Source organism: Streptococcus sp. 27098_8_73 (genome assembly GCF_041432495.1).
Lineage (GTDB): Bacteria > Bacillota > Bacilli > Lactobacillales > Streptococcaceae > Streptococcus.
Genome location: NZ_JAPVZT010000029.1, coordinates 1 through 654 on the forward strand (window position 1 = coordinate 1; position 654 = coordinate 654).

The 654-nt window shown below is 52.3% G+C and carries 7 tRNA genes; all 7 read right to left on the bottom strand.

What is annotated here, in order from left to right:
• Positions 1–17 precede the first annotated feature (17 nt).
• Positions 18–103, bottom strand: a tRNA-Leu gene (locus O3651_RS10080).
• A gap of 5 nt (positions 104–108) precedes the next feature.
• Positions 109–180 (bottom strand) — tRNA-Gly (locus tag O3651_RS10085).
• A gap of 18 nt (positions 181–198) precedes the next feature.
• Positions 199–271 (bottom strand) — tRNA-Thr (locus O3651_RS10090).
• A gap of 15 nt (positions 272–286) precedes the next feature.
• Positions 287–368 (bottom strand) — tRNA-Leu (locus O3651_RS10095).
• A gap of 5 nt (positions 369–373) precedes the next feature.
• Positions 374–446 (bottom strand) — tRNA-Lys (locus O3651_RS10100).
• 30 nt (positions 447–476) lie between these two features.
• Positions 477–549 (bottom strand) — tRNA-Asp (locus tag O3651_RS10105).
• A gap of 4 nt (positions 550–553) precedes the next feature.
• Positions 554–626, bottom strand: a tRNA-Val gene (locus O3651_RS10110).
• Positions 627–654: the final 28 nt, after the last annotated feature.

The following is a 654-nucleotide window of genomic DNA, read 5'->3' on the forward strand; positions in this document are numbered from 1 at the left end:
CTGTCGCATATCCGCTATGCCGAGGACCGGAATCGAACCGGTACGATCGTTACCAATCGCAGGATTTTAAGTCCTGTGCGTCTGCCAGTTCCGCCACCCCGGCCTCAAAGCGAACGACGGGATTCGAACCCGCGACCCCCACCTTGGCAAGGTGGTGTTCTACCACTGAACTACGTTCGCATCTCTATCCAAAAAAAATGCCGGCTACATGACTTGAACACGCGACCCTCTGATTACAAATCAGATGCTCTACCAACTGAGCTAAGCCGGCTCATTTATATTTCTATGCGGGTTAAGGGACTTGAACCCCCACGCCCTAAAGCGCCAGATCCTAAATCTGGTGCGTCTGCCAATTCCGCCAAACCCGCGCTTATGACCCGTACTGGGCTCGAACCAGTGACCCTTTGATTAAAAGTCAAATGCTCTACCAACTGAGCTAACGAGTCTTTCTTCTTGAAACTGTCTAACAATTTCAACGGTCCCGACGGGAATCGAACCCGCGATCTTCGCCGTGACAGGGCGACGTGATAACCGCTACACTACGGGACCTATATGGGAGTTAACGGGATCGAACCGCTGACCCTCTGCTTGTAAGGCAGATGCTCTCCCAGCTGAGCTAAACTCCCAAAAAGGAAGTACTCCGACTTCCTATCC